The sequence below is a fragment of the Ruegeria sp. AD91A genome, assembly GCF_003443535.1.
In the GTDB taxonomy this organism is placed as follows: Bacteria; Pseudomonadota; Alphaproteobacteria; order Rhodobacterales; family Rhodobacteraceae; genus Ruegeria.
The window spans coordinates 3,424,410-3,442,843 of the sequence record NZ_CP031946.1 but is presented as its reverse complement, the minus strand read 5'-3'; the positions used below and the strand labels follow the sequence as shown (position 1 = coordinate 3,442,843).

Genomic DNA, 18,434 nt, shown 5'->3' with positions numbered 1-18,434 from the left:
GATCTGTATCAAGACAGTTCTGCGTTTTCTGTGACACGCATTGTAGAGGAAATAGGCCAACTGGTCACATGAGACCAAATGCCCGAATCATGAGGTCGCAATGACTTACAAATCTCTACTCACTGTTATGACCGAAACCAAGACAGCACCCGCCGCTCTGGCGCAGATGGTGGCTTTGGCACAATCTCAGGATGCCCATGCCGAAGCCCTGTGCCTTGGGGTCGATCGCAGTCAGACAGGTTATTACTATGCGGGTGCCAATGCGCTCATCGTTCAGGAAACACTGAGCCGAGCCAACGCCGAGGCCAAGGAGTTGTTGTCCTTTGCCAATGATTACCTTGGCAAGTCCGGCGTTCGCTGGTCCGCCGAGCATGGCGTCGCGCAAATTGCTGATATAGGACGCCACGTTGCACATAGGGCACGGTTTTCCAATCTGGTGATACTGCCGCACCCCTACGGCAAAGACCGTGGGGCCGAAGCCGAGCCCATCGTTGAGGCCGCCATGTTCGAGGGGCATTGCCCGGTTCTGGTCGTACCGGACGACGTCAAACCCCTGACGGTGCCGCGCAATATCATGATAGGTTGGAACGAAAGCGTAGAGGCCATGTGCGCCATTCGTCACGCCCTGCCCTTCCTGAAACAGGCCGAGCTGGTCCGAATCGTGGTCATCGACCCTCCCCGCCATGGGCCCGACAGGTCTGATCCGGGCGGAATGCTGTCACAGATGCTGGCCCGTCACGGGGTCAAATGTGAGATTGATGTGCTGAGCAAAAGCATGACGCGCGTGTCGGATATTCTCAACCGCCACGCATCCGATACAGAATCGGATCTGATCGTGATGGGTGCCTATGGCCATTCCCGTTTCCGCGAGGCCATTCTGGGTGGAGCAACCCGCAACATGCTGGAGCAGTCTACTGTTCCCGTATTCCTTGCCCATTGATCCGCCATTCAAATGCCGCCTGACTTGGCGGCTTTTGTTATCCTCTGCGGATGAGGCCTATCAGGAACAATAGGATCACGGCGCCTACTGTTGCGAAGAAGATAGACGACAGCAGGCCGCCGCCAACGGCAAATCCAAGTGCCGGAAAAACCAACCCCGCAAGAAACGCGCCGACGATTCCGACAATGATGTTGCCGAAAAGACCGAACCCCCGGCCTTCCATGATCTTGCCAGACAGCCAACCGGCGATTGCGCCGATCAACAGCATTGCCAACAAACTGCTGAATTCCATGCCGTGCTCCTAAGTTGGACAATCCCGCAACAAACGCTGCGCCGGTTGTCACTTTTTATATGTGGTTCACGTTAAACCAGAAAACCGCCATCCGAATCGTCGCCCGCCTCTTCCATCAGGCGACCCAGATCGGGGATGGTCACGTGCCGCTTGCCTTCAAGCGTTATCACCCCGTCTTTTCTCAAAGCCGATATCTGGCGACTGACCGTCTCGAGCGTCAGGCCCAGATAATCCGCCATGGCTTCTCGGGTCAGCGGCAGATCGAAAACGATAGTGCCTGACAGACCTTTTTGACCTACCGATGCGTCCCGGCGAGCAATAATTGACAGCAGGCTGGCAATCTTCTCACGCGCGGTCTTTCGCCCCAGAACCAGCATCCACTCGCGTGCGGCATCAAGCTCGTCCAAAGTCATCTGTAAAAGGCGATGGGCGATATGCGGGGTTTGGTCCATCATCTCTTCGAATGGTTTCTTGCGGAAACAACACATCACGACATCCGTCGTCGCCTGAACATCGTAAGGTGCAGTATCGCGACCCGGGCGGCCAACGAAGTCGCTGGGCAGCAGCAGACCAACCATCTGGGTGCGTCCATCTTCCATCGTCTGAGTCAACGATGCAATTCCGGCCACAACCGAGCCGACAAAACTCATCGGATCCCCAGACCAGATGATCGTCTGACCCGCCTCGAAACTGCGATAATACTTAATGCTTTCAAGCTCTTCCAGCTCGTCAGCATCACAGCGAGCGCAGACGGCACGATGACGTATCGGGCAATCTCCGCAATTTGAATGGTCAAATTGTGCTTTTACTGTCATGCGCGTTCCCACTTGATCTCCATCAAAGCACCTATGTCATCTGTCGCCTAAGGGTATCGCCATGATAGTGAAACCACAATTGGCAAAGCTTGGACTATTTGACGCGAAAGTACCGCGTTACACAAGCTACCCCACCGCCCCCCACTTCAGCAACGACGTGGGAGCAGATATGTTTGGCGACTGGATTTCCGGGATCACACCCGGCAGTGCTGTTTCGCTGTACGTCCATGTCCCATTCTGCCGCAGGCTTTGCTGGTTCTGTGCCTGCCGGACACAAGGGACACAAACCGACAGTCCGGTGATCGCCTATGTCGACGTTCTGAAGGCCGAACTGGATCTTCTGGCAGCACGCTTGCCCGAAGGTGTGGTTCTGTCGCGCCTGCATTGGGGCGGCGGCACGCCAACGTTGCTGAACGCCCAACTGATGCGCGAATTAGCACAACACATCCTGGGTATTGTGCCCATGGGGCCTGATGCCGAATTCTCGGTCGAGATCGATCCGAACGAGATTGATGAGGCGCGTCTGGATGCGCTGGCAGACGCGGGCATGAACCGTGCCTCGATCGGAGTGCAGGATTTCGATGACGAAATTCAAAAAACCATCGGCCGCATCCAAAGCTACGACACAACACGCGATGCCATCGACATGATCCGCGAACGTGGCATCACCAGCCTGAATGCGGATATTCTTTACGGTCTGCCGCATCAGACCAAGGCGCGCATGACGGAAAGCGTACAGAAACTCCTGTCGCTCAGCCCGGATCGCGTGGCGCTTTACGGCTATGCCCATGTGCCTTGGATGGCCAAGCGGCAGCAGCTGATTCCTTCGGACGCCCTGCCCACACCGGAACAGCGCCTCGAGTTGTTCGACACGGCCCGACGTTTGTTCCTTTGGGACAATTATGCCGAGATAGGCATCGACCATTTCGCCACTCAGGATGACGGGCTTACCCACGCTTTGCACGCGGGCCGCCTCAAGCGGAACTTCCAGGGCTATACCGACGATCAGGCCGATATACTGATTGGTGTCGGGGCCAGCTCGATCTCGCGATTTCCGCAAGGTTATGCGCAGAACGCTCCGGCCACTTCTGCCCATACCAAAGCCATTCGAAATGGGCAGTTTTCAACATCCCGAGGGCACCTCTTTAAAGGTCAGGACATTCTGCGTGCCCGCCTGATCGAGGCACTGATGTGCGATTTCAAAATCGACACGGCGGAAATCCTGCGGGATCACGATGTATCAGCCACTGAACTGGACGAGATGTATCGCGCAGCCAATGCATCTTTCGACGGAATGCTGCAGATCACCGAAGACGGGCTTTTCGTGCCGCCCGAAGCGCGTGCGCTGACCCGGATGATCGCCCGTAGCTTTGATGCCTATGACCTCAGCAAAGCCGGGCACAGCTCGGCCATCTGACCCTTTTCTACGGGCAACATTCGGCCCGTGACGCGCAAAACACATCAGGGGCTTGACGCACGCCTGCGGTTTTTCCCACACTCATACTGTAGGGTGGCATCTTGCTCTGCGGCCTGAGGCGGGCAAAATACAGACAATCCTTGTCGGCGCCAACGCGTCGGTCGGTCCCTTTCGTGCAGCCAATCTGCAACCTGAAAGAGGGACAACACTCATGCGCGTTTTTACCGTCCTCGGGCCCAGCCAATCGGGCAAATCTACGCTTGTCGAGGCCATCAGCCGCCTCGACGGGCGCCCCACCACATTCGATGTTTCCGAAACCGTGCATTTGCACGGTTTTTCTTACTTGGACGAGCCCTGGTGCGCGATCGACGTTGACGGGGGCGGCGATGCTCTGGCCTATGTCGGACCCGCAATGGCAATATCGGACGCCGCCGTGGTTGTCGTGCCCCCCGACCCGAATGCCGCCGTTTTGTGCGCGCCCTACCTGCGACTGGTAGAAGAGGCCGGCATCCCTTGTTTTCTGTTCATCAACCGGATGGACAATCCCAACGGCCGCATCCGCGATATCATCGCCTCACTGCAAACATATTGCACCCATCACATCGCCCTGCGTCAAGTGCCGATCCGCGAAGGAGATACGATCATCGGGGCGGTCGATCTGATCTCGGAACGGGCCTGGAAGTATCAGGAGGGCCAACCCTCGGCCCTGATCGAACTGCCTAAATCCGTCGAAGACCGTGAGCAGGAGGCCCGAACCGAGCTGCTTGAGACCTTGTCCGATTTCGATGACACCCTTCTGGAGCAATTGATCGAAGACAAACTGCCGCCAAGTGACGAAGTTTATGACCTGGCCGCGCAGGTCCTACAGAATCACCAGTTGATCCCCGCCTGCCTGGGGGCCGCGAGCCACGGCAACGGGCTGACGCGCCTGATGAAAGCGCTACGGCACGAAGCCCCCGAGTTTGATATCGCCGCCGGGCGCGACGAGGCCGCAGACAGCGCCCGCGCCATTGCCGGTTTTGCAGATGTCAAAAAACACATCGGAAAAATCGTCGTTCTGCGCGGCCTGGGTGACGGCGTGCAAGCCCATGAGGCCTTGGGCGGTGAGACCGTCGGCAACCTGACAACGCTGGACGCCAAAACCCAAATCGCGACACTGGAGGCCGGGCAGATTGGTCTGGCAGTGAAGTCCGATCACCTCAACCCTTGTTACATCTATGACAGCAATTCAGCGACGGAGCTGCCGGAATGGGCGTCCTCGCATCCAGTGGCGCATCGCCAGATCGTCTCACCAGTGCATGAGCGGGACGATGTGCGCCTCTCCAACGCCCTGAGCCGTCTGGCCGAAATCGACCCCGGCCTTCACCTGCAACAGGATGAGCTGAGCGGCCACGCCGTTCTTGGTTCTCAAGGTCCGCAGCACATGCGACGCGTGACCACCAAGCTGGCCGAGGATTTCGGGATCGAGATTCAAGCCGATCAGGTCGAAACCGCCTATCGTGAAACCATTCGAAAACCTGTCGAATATCGCCACCGGCATCGCAAACAATCCGGCGGGGCTGGGCAGTTCGCGGATGTGGTGATCTCGGTCGCGCCCCTGCCACGCGGATCGGGGTTCCAGTTCGAAGAGGTGGTCAAAGGCGGAGCGGTTCCCAAGAACTACATCCCGTCAGTGGAACACGGAGCCAAGGACGCGCTGGAGCAAGGCCCCGAAAGCTTTCCCGTAGTCGATGTCAAAGTGACACTGAAAGACGGGAAACACCACAACGTAGATAGTTCCGACTATGCCTTCCGCACCGCAGGCAAGAACGCCGTGCGTGAAGCGCTGCCTCAGGCCAAACCGGTTGTTTTACAGCCGATCCTGAATGCTGAAATCCACCTGCCATCCGATTTTGTGGGCGATCTCGTGCCAACAATCAGCTCTCTACAAGGGCAAGTTCTGGGATTTGAAGGCAATCCCAACGCATCAGGCTGGGAGATCTTCAACGCGCTGATTCCCGCCGTTGCCGAGGATGAATTGCATCGCACACTCGCAAGCGCCACGCGCGGCACTGGATGGGTTAAGCTGAGCTTTGACCACTATGAGGAACTGCGTGGGCCAACGCCCAAGGCAACGACCAAAGAAAAGGCAAGCGCTTGATACACTGAATTTGGCGGGCTGGTTTCAGCCCGCCGCCGCTATCAGTTCGCGGGTATAGTCGGTCTGGGCATTTTCGAACAAATCCTCTGCCGTGCCCATTTCAACCACATCCCCATTTCGCATGACGATCACCTTGTGCGACATCGCCCGTACAACTTTCAGGTCATGGCTGATGAACAGATAAGCCAGCCCATATTTCTTTTGCAGATCGCGCAGCAGATCGACGATCTGAACCTGAACCGTCATGTCCAGCGCGCTGGTCGGTTCATCCAGTACCAGCAGCTTCGGTCGCAGAACCATCGCACGCGCAATCGCGATGCGCTGACGCTGCCCGCCCGAAAACTCGTGCGGATACCGATCCATGGCCTCAGGATCGAGGCCCACCTCGGTCATCACCTCAGCGACCAGCTCGCGCGGCGCGCGATGAGGATCAACGTTGTGAATGGCCAGACCTTCCGCGATGATCTGCTGGCAGGTCATACGTGGGCTGAGGCTGCCGAACGGGTCCTGAAACACGATCTGCATATCCTTGCGCAGCCGGCGCAGCTCTCGCGTGGACCATTTTCGCACATCCTGATCGCGGAAGGTGATGCCGCCTTCGGACGCGATCAACCTCATGAGCGCCAGCGCCAGCGTGGTCTTGCCAGACCCGCTTTCGCCCACAATCCCCAAAGTCTCACCCGCGCGTACACTCAGCGAGGCGTCATTCACCGCCTTCACATAGCCAACCGTCCGTTTCAGAAACCCGCGCTGGATCGGGAACCAGACTTTCAAATGATCGGTACGCGCGACTTCTTCCGCATCTCTTGCAACGGCGTCAGGCTGACCCGACGGTTCGGCCGCCAGAAGTTTGCGGGTATAGGGATGCTGCGGGTTGTCGAAAATCTCCCGCGTCACTCCGGTTTCGACAATCTCACCATCCTTCATCACGCAGACCCGATCAGCGATCCGGCGCACAATGCCCAGATCATGGGTGATGAACAGCATCCCCATGTTTTCGGATTTCTGCAGATCGGCCAGCAACTCGAGGATCTGTGCCTGAATGGTTACATCCAACGCCGTCGTCGGCTCATCGGCGATCAGGATGTCCGGCTTGTTCGCCAGTGCCATGGCGATCATCACCCGCTGCCGCTGTCCACCCGACAACTGGTGCGGATAGCTGTCCAGCCTGTCTTCGGGGTCGCGGATACCGACCTTGTTCAACAGCTCGAGAATCCGTTCGCGCGCGACATCGCCCGTTACCCCCTGATGCAGGGCCAGCGATTCCGCCATCTGCTTCTGGATCGTGTGCAACGGGTTCAGCGATGTCATCGGCTCCTGGAAAATAAAGCTGATGTCATTGCCCCGCACATCCATCAGGCGTTGCTCCGAGGCGCCGATCATCTCCTGCCCGTCATAGGTGACGGATCCTTCAACGATCGCGCTGTCGCCCAGTAACGATACCGTACTGAGCGCAGTGACGGATTTACCCGACCCGGATTCGCCCACAAGCGCCACGGTTTCCCCGCGATCGACATGGAACGACACGCCCCGAACCGCAGCACTGATCTGACCGTCCTGCCGGAAAGAGACCTTCAGGTTGTTTACATCCAGCAGGCTCATGAGAAGGTCTTTCTGGGATCGAACGCATCCCGCACGCCTTCAAAAATGAAGACCAGCAGGGACAGCATGATGGCAAAGGTGAAAAAGGTCGTGAAGGCCAGCCATGGGGCCTGCAGGTTCTGTTTCGCCTGCAAGGTAAGCTCTCCCAGCGAAGGGGCCGAAGAGGGAAGGCCAAAACCCAGATAATCCAGCGAAGCCAGACCACCTATGGTGCCCGTGACGATGAAGGGCATAAAGGTCAGCGTGGCCACCATCGCGTTCGGCAGCATGTGGCGGAACATAATGGTCATGTTGCCCACGCCCAGCGCCCGCGCAGCGCGCACATATTCAAGGTTCCGCGCCCGCAGGAATTCGGCACGTACCACGCCAACCAGTCCGGTCCAACTGAACAGAATCATCAACGCGACCAGCAGCCAGAAACTTCGCCCCAACACCGCAAACATGATGATGATGACATAAAGCGACGGTGTCGCTGACCAGATCTCGATGATCCGCTGAAAGATCAGATCCAGCCAACCGCCGAAGAAGCCCTGTATGGCACCGGCGAAAATTCCGATCAGACTGGCGGCGCCCGTCACGATCAGCGTGAACAGGATCGACAGGCGGAAACCGTAGATCACGCGGGCAAGAACGTCGCGTTTGGTGTCATCTGTCCCCAGGAGGTTCTGGCTGTTGGGTGGCAATGGCGCAGCCCCGGGGCGATCGACCGACGTGTTGTAGGAATAAGGGATCAACGGCCAAAGCGACCAGCCACGTTCGAATCCTTCCGCCTGGAACGTACCGGCGTCGATCTGTTCGATAATGCCTTCAGGATCGTCAAAACACTCTTCAAGGCCGCCGCTGTCTATCAGGCACTGAACCTCGGGGTCGCGATAGATCGCCTCTGTCTGGAAGTCTCCGCCAAAATCGGTTTCCGCGTAGAAGTTGAAGACCGGCGTATAGAACTCACCCCGGTATTTCACCAGAATCGGTTTGTCGTTGGCGATAAACTCGGCAAACAGCGACAGGCCGAACAGCACTGAGAAAACGATCAATGACCAGAAAGCGCGCCTGTTGCGGCAGAAATTGCTCCAGCGGCGCTGGTTCAGGGGGGACAATGCCATTTACCCCTCCCGCTTTTCGAAATCGATGCGCGGGTCGACCAGCACATACATCAGGTCGCTGATGATGCCGACGACCAGGCCCATCAGGCCAAAGATGAACAGCGTGCCGAAGATCACCGGGTAATCCCGCGCCACGGCGGCTTCAAACCCGAGACGTCCCAGACCATCAAGTGAGAAGATCGTTTCGATGATGATCGAACCTCCAAAGAACACGCCGATGAACACGGCCGGAAATCCGGCTATGACGATCAGCATCGCGTTGCGGAACACATGGCCATACAGCACCTTGCGTTCGCTCAGGCCTTTGGCGCGGGCGGTCATGACATATTGCTTTTTGATCTCATCCAGGAACGAGTTTTTGGTCAGCAGCGTCAACGTCGCAAAGGCCGAGATCGTCAGAGCAATAGTCGGTAGCGCGATGTGCCAGAAGTAATCTGCGATCTTACCGAAGAAACTCAGGCTGTCCCAGTTGTCCGAGGTCAGTCCACGCAGTGGGAAGATCTGCCAATAGGATCCACCGGCGAAAAGCACCAGCAGCAGAATGGCAAACAGGAAGCCCGGAATTGCGTAGGCCACGATGATCGCACCGCTGGTCCAGGTATCGAACCGCGAACCATCCTTGATCGCTTTGCGAATGCCCAGCGGAATAGAAACCAGATAAGCAATCAGGGTCGACCACAGGCCCAGCGAGATTGAGACCGGCATTTTTTCAAGTACAAGTTCAATCACGCTGATCGAGCGGAAATAGCTCTCGCCGAAGTCCAGCGTCAGATAGTTGCCCATCATGATCAGGAACCGTTCAAGAGGCGGTTTGTCGAAGCCGAATTCCTTTTCAAGTTCAGCAATGAACTCGGGCGGCAGGCCCCTCGCACCGACATATTTGTCGTCGAAAACACCGCCCGCCGGTTCTGAACCCGCGCCGGCATCGCCCGCACCTGCAAATCCGGCGAAAACATCACCCTGTCCTTCGATCTGCGCAATGATCTGCTCGACCGGACCGCCAGGCACAAATTGTACCAGCGTGAAGTTGACGATCATGATGCCCAGAAGGGTCGGAATGATCAGCAACAAGCGTCTTAGAATATAGGCGCCCATGTTATCGCAGCGCGCCTTTCGCTTTCAGTGCAGCCTCTTTTTCCGGATTGATCCACCACAGATCCAGATAGCCCAGCGAATAAGGTGGCAGGTTTTCAGGGTATTCATACATATCGTAATAGGCCGCCCAGTGGTCAGCGATGTATCCTACAGGGATTACGAAGAACTCATACCTGAGGGCGCGATCCAACGCCTTCAATGCCGTATCCTGATCCGCCTGATTGTCGGTTTCGAAGGAAGCTTCGATGATAGCATCAACCAAAGGGCTGGCCAATCCGGCAGGGTTGAAAAGGCTGAATGCGGCCTCTTCTGACCCATACATCTGACTCAACCCGCCACCGGTCGAAAGAAACGACCCGTATCGTGTGGAATAGACCATGTCATAGTCCCGCTCGCGACTGCGCAGCGTGTATTGCGCCGGGTCAACCTTTTCTGCAGACGCATCCACGCCCATGGCTTGCAGGTTCTGGACATAGGTTTCAATCATCGTGGCCGTCGATGTCGGCAGGTTTGAAGGATACGGGAAATCCACCCTGAGCGTCTGCCCTTCCGCGTTGCGCCGCACGTTGCCATCGCCGACCGCCCACCCAGCCTCGTCCAGCAGTTTCGCGGCTTTGCGCAGATTTCTCCGGTCGTTCAGGCGCGCGGGGTTTGACTCATGGGCCATCACAGCAGGTTCCGAAAGAAAATCCTCTGGCACAACTTCACCCAGCACCTGAAGAAACGCCAGTTCATCGCCCTCGGGCAGACCATGCGCTTCAAGCGGGGTGCCTTGTGTAAAGGAATTGCGCGGTGAATTCAGACCAAACAGCAAGGATTCATTCGCCCATTCGAAATTGAAGGCCAAGGCAAGGGCCTTTCGGACGTTCTTGTCGGCAAACTGCGGTTTTCCGAGGTTGAAGACGAAGCCTGACGGTGTCGGCGGGCTGCCATCCGGAATCTCATCCTTAACGATCACACCTTCGTTCAGCTTCGGAAAATCATACGCCGTCGCCCAAAGCTTGGGGTCACTTTCAATCCGCAGCGTGTATTCTCCAGCTTTGAAGCCTTCGAACGCCGCTGTCTGATCGCCGAAATACTCGACGCGGATCGTATCGAAATTGTTGCGACCAACATTGAATGGCAGATCTTTACCCCAATAGTCGTCACGTCGCTTGTAAACGATGCGGCGATTGATGTCATAGCTGTCGAGTTTATAGGGGCCTGAGCCGACCGCCACTTCCAGTCGCGGCTCATCCAGACGTCGGGACTCATCCGCCTCGAACCATGCTTTTGAAAATACAGGGGTTGACCCTACTGTCTCGATCAAACTGCGGCGGGTGACTTCGGGGTTGAACGAGAACTTGACCGTGTTGTCATCCAGCGCTTCGGCCCCTGTCACCATGCGGCCTACGGCTTGCGCGTATGAGGGCAGGCCCTGCTCAATGAACAGACGGTGGCTGTAGACAACGTCCTCTGCCGTCACCGGGGTGCCATCCCAAAAGGTTGCTTCGGGTCGCAAATGGAAAATGACGTATTTGCGCCCTTCATCATATTCCAGACTTTCCGCCAATACGCCGTAATACTGCCCGACGCCGTCATCAGAGCTTTCGAACAGGCGATCATATTGCAGCGTCGTCAAGGCGCCTGCGCGCCCCTTGCGGGAATAGGGGTTCAGGGAATCGAACGTCCCTGAAGCCGCCAAGGACAACTCACCACCTTTGGGCGCATCTGGATTCACATATTTCAGATGCGGATAGTCAGCAGGGTAATCCAGATTGCCGAAATACGAATATCCATGACTGCGGGTAACCCCCTCATCCAAAGCCAATGCGGCTTGCGAAGAGAGCAGAACAGCACAAAGCCCGAATATGCCAGCCAATGGCCTGACCTTAAGATCACGTGCAGCAGGCATTAGGGATATCATGGGGCTCATCCTCTGGGTTATTGTAATCTTTTATGTCGCATACGCTAGCTAAAGTGCCAACGCTCACAGTTTCAAGTTTAGAATGCGTGAGCGCTTTGTGAAGTTCCCTTCAGACAAAAAAAGCCGCTGCGCGGGGCAGCGGCTCTGAACTTCAATGGTCTCTCAGGCAATCAGTTGCCAATTGTCTGCAGATAAGCAATCAAGTCCGCGCGGTCCTGAGGTTTTTTCAAGCCAGCAAAACTCATCGATGTTCCCGAGATATAGGCGCTTGGGCGTTCCAGGAAGGCATCCAGCGCTTCGGGCGTCCAGTTGCCGCCATGGGCCTGCATGCTGGCTGAGTAACCGGTGAAACCTTTTGCCGAGGCAACCGGGCGATCAACTACGCCATACAGGTAAGGGCCGGTTCCATTCGCCCCGTCTTCCAGCTTGTGACACGCGGTGCACTTGCGGAATACTTTCGCGCCCTTCTCGACGTCAGCGGCGGCCAGCAGGTCTTCGAAGACCACTTCTTCGCCGTCGGCGCTTTCGCCCGAGCTTTCGGTTTCGATAATGTAGGCGGCCTCAGCCGAGCCATGGCCACCGGAAGCATAGAGGACATCCGCCCCCCATTTGGCCAGAAGCAGCACCAGGAAAGTGCCGAACAGGCCTGCGGCGGCCTTGGTAACTGTCATCGTGTCGAACATTGATCGCGTGTCCATTTCAGCTGTCTGGGCAGGTGTCTAAGGCTTCCACTTGCGAGAGGCAAGGTATAGACACCGCGACGAAACGACCAAATCGCGAACTTGTTGCATGGAATCGACCAAATGACCAATCGCATTGCTTTTCAGGGTGAACCCGGCGCCTACAGTCACGAGGCCTGCCGCAACGCACGACCCGAAATGGAGGCCCTGCCCTGCCGCACATTCGAGGATGTGATCGAATCAGTTCGCTCGGGCGCGGCCGATCTGGCGATGCTGCCAGTCGAAAACACGACCTATGGTCGGGTTGCCGACATTCACCGGCTGCTGCCGCATAGCGGCCTGCACATTATCGATGAGGCCTTTGTACGCGTTCACATCAACCTTCTTGGTGTACCGGGTGCAAAACTGGAAGATATCACCGAAGCGCATTCGCATCTGGTGCTGCTGCCGCAATGTTCCGGCTTCCTGAAAGAACACGGTATTCGCGGCCGAGTCAGTCCCGACAATGCCCGCGCCGCGCGCGAAGTGGCCGAAATCGGGGATTTGCATTCCGCCGCTCTGGCCAGTGAGCTTGCGGCTGAAATCTACGACCTGAACGTCCTGGCCCGCCACATCGAGGACAATGACGACAACACGACCCGTTTCCTTGTCATGTCACAAGAGGCGGATTTATCCCGTCGGGGTGAGTATGGAATGATCACCAGCTTCGTGTTTCAGGTCCGCAACATCCCGGCTGCGCTGTACAAGGCAATGGGCGGCTTTGCCACGAACGGGATCAACATGACCAAGCTGGAAAGCTATATGGTCGACGGGTCCTTCACAGCAACGCAGTTTTATGCCGACATCGTTGGTCATCCCGAAGACCGTAACGTGCAACTGGCCATGGACGAGCTGGAACACTTCACGACCAACGTCGAGGTTCTTGGCGTCTACCCTGCGGCCCATCCTCGCGGCTGACAGGTCACTCGAAAGGCAGGCTGAATTCCGATTGGCGCAGATCACTGCGCCATGCTTGAAGAATTGTCTGCACGTTTGCCCCGATGCCGTCCATCGAATCAATCTCGACATCGTAAACTCTGCCAGCGTGGATCATGGATTGGTCACGTTGGGCGCTTCCCACCGGACGGTCGCCGCGCAATCGTTCGCGCGCGTTCAACTCGGGAACCGGGCAATGGACAGCTACGAACAGAACATCAAACGGGCGGAAGAGGTCGTGCAGTTCTTTGACCCACCCCGGCGTATCCAGAATATGTTCCAAAATCAGATTGTTGCCCGAGGCCGCATAAGCAGCCAGCGATTGATGAAACCCATCAAAGACAGCTGATCTGTCGTCGGACCAATCGAACTCACCACGGCGATAGCGCTCCAGCGGCAGAACTCCAGAATCGCGCAAGTGGTCGATCGAGATATGCCAGAACGGCTTCTCTATCTTCTGCTGCAAAGCCTGTGCGATCGTCGATTTTCCGCTGCTTGATGCGCCATGCAGAAAAATAATGTGCGACATCCTAGGTTTCTTCCCCAAGCCTTGCCCCGTTCAGCCCAGCGGACGCCGTTCACGCCCCGTGCAGGTGGCGCAGTTCCAACTCACGCGCAAACTCGCTGAACCGCACCTGGAATTGCTTGCGGAACTTTGACTGTCCAAGCTTCATGGATTGCAACAGCAACCGCGCGGGCAAGGATTTTGCGGCCAAGGACATCTCAACGCTCAGGCGTGTCCGGCGCGGGGACAGGGCCAGAAAATCTACTGTCGTCAGGCCGGTTATTCCCTTGCTGGCAGCTTCAAACCGCATTTGCGACGGTTTGTCATAGTCCGTCATCACCACCGACATCTGACGCGGCTTTCCACGCAACCTGAATTCCGTTTTCCATTCGGCGCCAGCAGTCACCATTGCATCCGCGCCCAGGCGCCGCACGTCGATGCCACGACGCATCGCCATACGCTCGAACCTCTCGAAATCCGACACCATGTCGAACACCGAATTGATAGGGGCTTCGATATCTTCCCGCGCTGAAAACTGCATAGTGACCTTTGCTGTTTATGGCTTCACCAGTTTTCCCTCAGTCCAGCGTATCCGCAAGCCAGTTCTGAAGCAGAAAATGAGCGATAGCCCCCTTGCGAGCTGGCAACAACCGGGGATGTTCGCCGGCAAACGCCTGCATCATTTCGGATTTGCTGACCCACATTGCCTCTTCGATCTCGACCGGATCGATCACGATGTCGCGCGACAGGGCCTCGCCTGCGCATCCGAACATCAGGGATGCCGGAAACGGCCAAGGCTGGCTGGACAGGTAAGACACCGCACCTACAGGTACGCCTGCCTCTTCCATCACTTCGCGGCGCACCGCTGCTTCCAGCGTTTCGCCGGGTTCGACAAATCCCGCCAGCAAGGAAAACATCCCCTCGGGCCACCCCGGAGATCGTCCCATAAGCACACTGTCCCCATGCGTAATCAGCATGATCACAACCGGATCCGTGCGCGGGAAATGCTGCCCACCGCAAGACGGACAACTGCGCTGCCACCCACCTTGTGACACATCACTGGCTGCGCCGCAGCGGGCACAGAAGCGATGTGTTTCGTGCCAACCGATAACCGCCTTGGCCGATGCGGCCAGTTCGGCATCACGGGGCGACAATCGTGTCATGATCCGGCGAAGCTCGGCAAAGACATGCCCTTCCGGCAAATCCGGGTGCTGCTGTTCGGATCTGTCCACGAACTCTCCCAAGCCGGTCAGGTCCAGCCCCTCTGCCGCCCAAGCCGAGATATCCGCCGCAAACAAGGGTGCGCCCTCTGCGCTCAGGCCAAGAAAAAACGGTGCTTCGATTACTCCGCCAGGGCCATCTCTGACCAGCGGGTGGGTCATCTCCGTCAGGGCAAGCTGATCCAGCGCTTCACCCACTACCAGAAGTTTACCTCGCCACAGCAATATGCATCGCGCGGCAGGGCTGCGCGCCATCTCGGACAGCTTCTCCGAATCCCCACGAAGATGCGCTGCCCGATTCAGACCCGAGCCGCCAAAAGTCACCTGCTCTGCGTTTTTCATTGGATTTCCTTCTGGTCTTGCGCCAAGGGCTGCCATGTCTCAGGCCATGTTGCAATGGCAATTCAAAGCGCAAAACGCAGAGACGCGCCGCCGAAAAGCCGCATGGCGGCCTCGGAAAAATCATCTAAATTGCGTTTCGATGATTTTAGCCCATTACCACATTCAAAAGCAGAACAACAAAAGTGAAGCAAAACCCATCGACGCAGGTTCAACCCACGGAAAACCGTGGGCGTATTCGTATTCTTGCCACCTCCGACCTGCATATGCATCTGACCGGTTTTGACTATTACACGGACACACCAGACCCAACACTTGGGTTGACTCGCACCGCCAGCCTGATCCGCAAGGCCCGACACGAGGCCACAGACGCACTGGTGCTGATGTTCGACAACGGGGACTCGCTCCAGGGAACACCGATGGGCGAATGGGCCGTTCGGAACGACACTCGCCATCCGATGATGCTGGCATTCAAGGCACTGGGTTATGATGCGATTGGTCTTGGCAACCATGATTTCGGGTTCGGGCTGCCATCATTGGACAAGACCCTTGCACAAGCCCCGTGCCCGGTTCTGTGCGGCAATCTTCATCGGTCCGGAGAAATACAATCATGGCAGCGTTTTGCGATCCTTGACCGCATCATACCGGCAGGAAACAAGGGCATACCCATTCGCGTTGGCGTGTTTTCGGTTCTTCCACCGCAAACAACACGTTGGGAAGAACATAATCTGAACGAAACCGTAGTGGCGGACGACATTGTTGTCGCGGCACGGTCCCTGACGAATTTCTTGCGCGAAAAAGGGTGCGATCTGATCGTGGCGCTCGCCCATTCCGGGCTTGGAAACCCGGACACAGCGGCCGACACCGAGAATGCCGTCATTCCCCTGGCCGCGATTGAGGGCATCGACGCTGTTGTCGCCGGGCACACTCACCTGATCCTTCCCGCACGCACCAGCGCCCAAACCCCGAATGTGGATTACGCGAAAGGGCTGGTGCATGGTACGCCGGTTGTCATGCCCGGCTCGGCAGGCGCATATCTTGGAGTAATTGATTTAGCCGTTACCCTACAGGCCCAGTCGGGGCTGCGTGTTGTTGACAGCCACGCTGAATTGCGCCCGGTTTCCGTGGGCGGCACCGCTATTGGCGAAGACTTGGAAATCGCGCAACTAGTTGAACCCGCACATCAGCAGACCCGTCAGGACATGGCCGCGCCCGTTGCGCGCGTCTCGGACACATTGCACAGCTATTTCAGTTTCTGTGCACCGGATCGTGGACTGACGCTTGTTGCCGCCGCACAAGCAGCCGCGTTGCGCCCCTTTTTACACGGCACCGCGCTTGCAGAGCTGCCACTGTTGTCAGCCGTGTCGCCAGCCAAATGCGGCGGGCGCTCTGGCCCTCGGTATTACACGGACGTTCCGGCCGGTGAAATCTGTCTGCGGCACGTTGCGGATCTGCATGTCTTCCCCAATGAGTTGCGCGCGATCCAGATCACAGGCGCGCAGTTGCTGGAATGGTTGGAGATGTCAGCCAGTGCATTCAACCAACAATTCCCCGATGCCGAGGCAGAACTGTTCGACCGGGATCGGGCGGGGTACAATTTTGATATCATCTTTGGCTTGTCCTATCAGATCGACCCGTCGCAACCGCCGCGATACGATGTCGGGGGGCAAATGATCCATCCCGGTCACAGGCGGGTGCATCATCTGACTTGCGCGGGCCAAGCCGTGCGGTCGGATCAGGTGTTTGTCGTTGCTCTCGATAATTATCGCGCAAGCGGTGGTGGACATTTCCCGTATATGTCATCGGCCCTGGCCATCAATCTGCCCGCGCTGGATATCCGGGACATTTTGCGAGACTACATGACGCACCGCCTGCCACCCGACCCATTGGCCCGGCAACCTTATCCGTTCTCTCTGATGCCGAAATCCGGGATGACGACTATTCTTCGGACTGGTCCCGGTGCTTTGAAGTATATTGACGAATTGAACATGCTTGACCCCAAGATTCTAGAACCTGACGAAACCGGTTTTGCACGCATTCGCCTGACGCTCTGACGGGTTGTCATTTGCCGAAGCCTTCCCTATATCCAGAGTCGAGAGGTTGGCGCGGGCGAGCGCCTCGCCAACCTGGTCAGGTCCGGAAGGAAGCAGCCACAACGAGCCCCGCTTGGGTCGATGTCCAACCTCTCACTTTTCGAACCTTAGCCGCAGGAGGGCTTTATGATTGTAGAAAAGACCCTTCGGGCAGCACGGTTCTGACCTCACGGTATCAACTGACTGCCTGAACACATGACCCGGGGATGAGCGATCGCCATCCGTCGGGAGTACTGTTTCTGACGACAGGCAGACCAATGTTTCTTACACTTTCGGACCTGGGATGGTCCTCTCACTTTGCTGCGCAACACGCGGCTTATCCTTCCTGCACACCTTTTCGCATCACTTCCGTTCATCGGGACCGCCTGATCGGGCTGAACCCGGATGGTGAAGTCCCGTTGCTGACCCTCGATCAGTCAACCGGCAGCTATGCCGTTGGCGATTGGGTTCTCACCGACGACGACAAACGCGTGCGCCATTTGCTCGACCGGCGCAGCCTGCTGCACCGACGCGCTGCCGGTTCAGGTGCCGCGACGCAACTGATCGCAGCCAATGTCGATGTGCTGTTCATCGTCAGCTCGTGCAATGCCGATTTCAACCTGCCCCGGCTGGAACGATATCTGGCGCTTGCGCATCAGGCCGGGTGTTACTCGGTCGTTGTTCTGACAAAGGCCGACAAATCAGAGGACCCTGACAGTTTCTCAGGGCAGGTGCAATCACTGGACCCGTTCTTGACGGTTCTGGCGATCAACGCGCTGGACCCAGCAGAAGTTGAAAAGGTTCTGTCCTGGTGCTCCAAAAGCCAAACCGGAGCGCTGGTTGGCTCGTCGGGCGTTGGCAAGACGACACTTGCCAATTCCATGACCGGTCAGGATCTCACCACGTCGGGCATTCGCGAGGATGACGCGCGGGGCCGGCACACAACGACCGCACGCGCACTGCACCAGATGCGCAACGGCGGCTGGTTGATCGATACACCCGGAATGCGCGCGTTGCGCCTGCTGGACGCTCGGGACGGGATCGACGAAGTTTTCTCGGACCTTGCCGAGTTGAGCCGGGACTGCCGTTTTGCGGATTGCCAGCACAACTCCGAGCCCGGATGTGCCGTGCAAACGGCGATCAGTCACGGCACGCTTGATCCGGTGAGACTGGACCGGTGGCGCAAGCTTCGGCGCGAAGATCGGCGCAACTCTGAAACAGTCGCACAGTCCCGCGCGCGGGACAAAGCGTTCGGTAAGATGGTCCGTGGCGTCATGAAGGAAAAGAAACTTCGCAACCGGTGATGGTTGGACGGTGCCCGGCCCGTCCTGCG

Annotated in this window: 16 protein-coding genes and 1 other RNA gene; 7 read left to right on the top strand and 10 right to left on the bottom strand. The window is 57.4% G+C overall.

The window, feature by feature from the left end; genetic code table 11:
- The first annotated feature begins 100 nt into the window (after window positions 1-100).
- A complete protein-coding gene (locus tag D1823_RS17280) occupies window positions 101-940 on the top strand; it encodes a universal stress protein (RefSeq protein WP_117872177.1) in 840 nt (279 codons plus the stop codon).
- 37 nt (window positions 941-977) lie between these two features.
- Here the strand turns inward: D1823_RS17280 and D1823_RS17275 are convergent, their stop codons facing one another.
- Window positions 978-1,232: a GlsB/YeaQ/YmgE family stress response membrane protein gene (locus tag D1823_RS17275; RefSeq protein ID WP_117872174.1), complete on the bottom strand. Its 255-nt coding sequence runs from the start codon at window positions 1,230-1,232 to the stop codon at window positions 978-980.
- A 71-nt stretch (window positions 1,233-1,303) separates the two neighbouring features.
- Window positions 1,304-2,047 (bottom strand): transcriptional regulator FnrL, encoded by a 744-nt coding sequence (gene fnrL / locus D1823_RS17270; RefSeq protein ID WP_117872172.1) that lies wholly within the window; start codon window positions 2,045-2,047, stop codon window positions 1,304-1,306.
- 61 nt (window positions 2,048-2,108) lie between these two features.
- Here fnrL and hemN point away from each other — a divergent pair, with 61 nt between their 5' ends.
- Together hemN and D1823_RS17260 are read left to right on the top strand one after the other, a co-directional pair.
- Window positions 2,109-3,464 (top strand): oxygen-independent coproporphyrinogen III oxidase, encoded by a 1,356-nt coding sequence (hemN, locus tag D1823_RS17265; protein WP_117872170.1) that lies wholly within the window; start codon window positions 2,109-2,111, stop codon window positions 3,462-3,464.
- A 211-nt stretch (window positions 3,465-3,675) separates the two neighbouring features.
- A complete protein-coding gene (locus D1823_RS17260; protein ID WP_117872168.1) occupies window positions 3,676-5,604 on the top strand; it encodes an elongation factor G in 1,929 nt (642 codons plus the stop codon).
- A 24-nt stretch (window positions 5,605-5,628) separates the two neighbouring features.
- On the opposite strand, the gene D1823_RS17255 is transcribed toward D1823_RS17260, so the two are convergent.
- The 5 genes from D1823_RS17255 to D1823_RS17235 all read right to left on the bottom strand — a co-directional run bounded on the left by D1823_RS17255 (window position 5,629) and on the right by D1823_RS17235 (window position 11,993).
- The gene (locus D1823_RS17255; RefSeq protein WP_117872166.1) at window positions 5,629-7,206 is read right to left on the bottom strand and encodes an ABC transporter ATP-binding protein; all 1,578 of its coding nucleotides are present in this window, start codon (window positions 7,204-7,206) and stop codon (window positions 5,629-5,631) included.
- Window positions 7,203-8,309, bottom strand: coding sequence for an ABC transporter permease (locus D1823_RS17250; RefSeq protein ID WP_117872164.1), 1,107 nt, complete (start codon window positions 8,307-8,309; stop codon window positions 7,203-7,205). Before D1823_RS17250 ends, D1823_RS17255 begins: the two co-directional genes overlap by 4 nt.
- Window positions 8,310-9,404, bottom strand: coding sequence for a microcin C ABC transporter permease YejB (locus D1823_RS17245; protein ID WP_117872162.1), 1,095 nt, complete (start codon window positions 9,402-9,404; stop codon window positions 8,310-8,312).
- Window position 9,405: 1 nt separating this feature from the next.
- Complete coding sequence (locus D1823_RS17240) at window positions 9,406-11,310, bottom strand: extracellular solute-binding protein (RefSeq protein WP_117872160.1); 1,905 nt, start codon at window positions 11,308-11,310, stop codon at window positions 9,406-9,408.
- A 170-nt stretch (window positions 11,311-11,480) separates the two neighbouring features.
- Window positions 11,481-11,993: a cytochrome c family protein gene (locus D1823_RS17235; RefSeq protein ID WP_117872964.1), complete on the bottom strand. Its 513-nt coding sequence runs from the start codon at window positions 11,991-11,993 to the stop codon at window positions 11,481-11,483.
- Window positions 11,994-12,113: 120 nt separating this feature from the next.
- Between D1823_RS17235 and D1823_RS17230 the strand changes: the two genes are divergently transcribed.
- Window positions 12,114-12,947 carry a prephenate dehydratase gene (locus D1823_RS17230; protein ID WP_117872158.1) on the top strand — a complete coding sequence of 278 codons (834 nt, stop codon included), beginning with the start codon at window positions 12,114-12,116 and terminating at the stop codon, window positions 12,945-12,947.
- Window positions 12,948-12,951: 4 nt separating this feature from the next.
- On the opposite strand, the gene D1823_RS17225 is transcribed toward D1823_RS17230, so the two are convergent.
- Genes D1823_RS17225 through nudC form a run of 3 tightly spaced genes read right to left on the bottom strand, consistent with a single transcriptional unit; the run spans window position 12,952 to window position 15,032 of the window.
- On the bottom strand, window positions 12,952-13,494 hold the full coding sequence (locus D1823_RS17225) for a chloramphenicol phosphotransferase CPT family protein (RefSeq protein ID WP_117872156.1): 543 nt from the start codon (window positions 13,492-13,494) through the stop codon (window positions 12,952-12,954).
- 49 nt (window positions 13,495-13,543) lie between these two features.
- Entirely contained in the window at window positions 13,544-14,011 is a 468-nt protein-coding gene (locus D1823_RS17220) for an SRPBCC family protein (protein WP_117872154.1), read from the bottom strand.
- A gap of 37 nt (window positions 14,012-14,048) precedes the next feature.
- Window positions 14,049-15,032, bottom strand: a complete 984-nt coding sequence (gene nudC, locus D1823_RS17215) for an NAD(+) diphosphatase (protein ID WP_117872152.1) — start codon at window positions 15,030-15,032, stop codon at window positions 14,049-14,051.
- 182 nt (window positions 15,033-15,214) lie between these two features.
- Between nudC and D1823_RS17210 the strand changes: the two genes are divergently transcribed.
- The 3 genes from D1823_RS17210 to rsgA all read left to right on the top strand — a co-directional run bounded on the left by D1823_RS17210 (window position 15,215) and on the right by rsgA (window position 18,405).
- Window positions 15,215-17,083, top strand: coding sequence for a bifunctional 2',3'-cyclic-nucleotide 2'-phosphodiesterase/3'-nucleotidase (locus tag D1823_RS17210; protein WP_254683756.1), 1,869 nt, complete (start codon window positions 15,215-15,217; stop codon window positions 17,081-17,083).
- 39 nt (window positions 17,084-17,122) lie between these two features.
- An RNA gene (gene ffs, locus D1823_RS17205) (signal recognition particle sRNA small type) lies at window positions 17,123-17,221 on the top strand.
- 158 nt (window positions 17,222-17,379) lie between these two features.
- A complete protein-coding gene (gene rsgA / locus D1823_RS17200) occupies window positions 17,380-18,405 on the top strand; it encodes a ribosome small subunit-dependent GTPase A (RefSeq protein WP_117872962.1) in 1,026 nt (341 codons plus the stop codon).
- The last annotated feature ends 29 nt before the right edge of the window (window positions 18,406-18,434 follow it).

What these genes read in the sequence shown, in the direction of transcription:
- hemN (WP_117872170.1), top strand. Translation starts at nt 2,109, where the DNA reads ATGATAGTGAAACCACAATTGGCAAAGCTTGGACTATTTGACGCGAAA.
- D1823_RS17225 (WP_117872156.1), bottom strand. Translation starts at nt 13,494, where the DNA reads ATGTCGCACATTATTTTTCTGCATGGCGCATCAAGCAGCGGAAAATCG.
- nudC (WP_117872152.1), bottom strand. Translation starts at nt 15,032, where the DNA reads ATGAAAAACGCAGAGCAGGTGACTTTTGGCGGCTCGGGTCTGAATCGG.
- D1823_RS17235 (WP_117872964.1), bottom strand. Translation starts at nt 11,993, where the DNA reads ATGTTCGACACGATGACAGTTACCAAGGCCGCCGCAGGCCTGTTCGGC.
- D1823_RS17245 (WP_117872162.1), bottom strand. Translation starts at nt 9,404, where the DNA reads ATGGGCGCCTATATTCTAAGACGCTTGTTGCTGATCATTCCGACCCTT.
- fnrL (WP_117872172.1), bottom strand. Translation starts at nt 2,047, where the DNA reads ATGACAGTAAAAGCACAATTTGACCATTCAAATTGCGGAGATTGCCCG.
- D1823_RS17220 (WP_117872154.1), bottom strand. Translation starts at nt 14,011, where the DNA reads ATGCAGTTTTCAGCGCGGGAAGATATCGAAGCCCCTATCAATTCGGTG.
- rsgA (WP_117872962.1), top strand. Translation starts at nt 17,380, where the DNA reads ATGTTTCTTACACTTTCGGACCTGGGATGGTCCTCTCACTTTGCTGCG.
- D1823_RS17250 (WP_117872164.1), bottom strand. Translation starts at nt 8,309, where the DNA reads ATGGCATTGTCCCCCCTGAACCAGCGCCGCTGGAGCAATTTCTGCCGC.
- D1823_RS17240 (WP_117872160.1), bottom strand. Translation starts at nt 11,310, where the DNA reads ATGATATCCCTAATGCCTGCTGCACGTGATCTTAAGGTCAGGCCATTG.
- D1823_RS17260 (WP_117872168.1), top strand. Translation starts at nt 3,676, where the DNA reads ATGCGCGTTTTTACCGTCCTCGGGCCCAGCCAATCGGGCAAATCTACG.
- D1823_RS17255 (WP_117872166.1), bottom strand. Translation starts at nt 7,206, where the DNA reads ATGAGCCTGCTGGATGTAAACAACCTGAAGGTCTCTTTCCGGCAGGAC.
- D1823_RS17280 (WP_117872177.1), top strand. Translation starts at nt 101, where the DNA reads ATGACTTACAAATCTCTACTCACTGTTATGACCGAAACCAAGACAGCA.
- D1823_RS17230 (WP_117872158.1), top strand. Translation starts at nt 12,114, where the DNA reads ATGACCAATCGCATTGCTTTTCAGGGTGAACCCGGCGCCTACAGTCAC.
- D1823_RS17275 (WP_117872174.1), bottom strand. Translation starts at nt 1,232, where the DNA reads ATGGAATTCAGCAGTTTGTTGGCAATGCTGTTGATCGGCGCAATCGCC.